General features: G+C 54.8%; 1 protein-coding gene. It reads right to left on the reverse strand.

The window, feature by feature from the left end:
- Positions 1–8: 8 nt before the first annotated feature.
- A protein-coding gene (locus BM403_RS31245; RefSeq protein ID WP_093547039.1) for an IS3 family transposase occupies positions 9–1,171 on the reverse strand; the annotation gives its coding sequence in 2 pieces (ribosomal slippage) (positions 9–916 and positions 916–1,171; 1,164 coding nt in all).
- Positions 1,172–1,235 lie beyond the last annotated feature (64 nt).

Below are 1,235 nucleotides of genomic sequence, written 5' to 3' on the forward strand. Positions count from 1 at the left end.
TGTAGTGGTCAACTAATCCCGGACACGACGTTAAGTTTTTCCTCGGCCTGCGCTGGTGCCAACCCATCGTTGAATTGATGAGGCCGAATCCAGTTGTAACGATGCATCAAAAAATGGCTGATATCGCGCTTTGCTTCCTGCGCAGCTCGATAGCCCACGGTCGGTATCCATTCTGTTTTCAAGCTGCGAAATACGCGTTCCATCGGTGCGTTATCCCAGCAGTTTCCTCGTCGACTCATGCTCTGGCGCATGCGGTATCGCCACAACCGCTGGCGAAAGAGTCGGCTTGCATATTGCGATCCCTGGTCCGAGTGGAATAGCAGATCCGAAGGCCTGCCACGCTGCTCGTAAGCCATATCCAGCGCTTTGATCACCAGCTCAGCATCTGGCTTTTCCGACAGCGCCCAGCCCACGATCCGACGCGTACAAAGATCCAGGACAACAGCCAGGTAATGCCACTTTCCTTGCGCCCAAATGTAGGTGATATCGCCGCACCAGACTTGATTGGGCGCTGGCACGTCGAACTCGCGGTTCAATGTGTTCGGGATATCCAGTCTTTCTACTGTTGCTCGTTTGTAGGCATGGGAGCCGGGTTGTTTGCTGACTAAATCAAGCTCGCGCATCAAGCTGCGCACTTTGAATCGACCGATCTGCTCACCGTCTTCACGCATCAGCGACAGAATGCTGCGACTGCCCGCAGAGCTGCGACTTTGCGAGAACAGCTCACTGACGCGACTACGTAATCGAAGCCGTTCAACATCGGGCGTGCGGCGCCGCAGGCGCTGGGCGTAGTAACACGAGCGAGTGACGTCCAACACCTTGCACAGCCAATCAACCGGTTCATGGGCACTCAACTGGTCAATCAGCGCGAACGCTCGTGATCTTCCGACATCAAGAGCGCGGTAGCCTTTTTTAATATGGATTTCTCTCGCTCAAGCCGAGCGATCCGGGCCTCCAGCTCCTGAATTTTTTGCTGTTCCGGCGTCAGCGCCTTGCTCTGCGGGGTGATGCCTTTATGTTCTTTCTGAATCTGGTCAACCCAGCGGCGCAATGCTGACTCACCAATGCCGAGTGAACGGCTGGCTTCGATGTAGCTGTAGTTTTGTTTGAGCACGAGGTCGGCAGCCTCGCGCTTGAATTCAGGAGTAAAGGAGCGGCGTTGTTTGGTCATCTGACACCTCGATCTGGCGAGCATTCTCGCCTAAATGGGTGTCCGGTTTCATTAGACCACTACA

Origin of the sequence: Pseudomonas sp. OV546, from assembly GCF_900116845.1 — a bacterium.
In the GTDB taxonomy this organism is placed as follows: domain Bacteria; phylum Pseudomonadota; class Gammaproteobacteria; order Pseudomonadales; family Pseudomonadaceae; genus Aquipseudomonas; species Aquipseudomonas petroselini.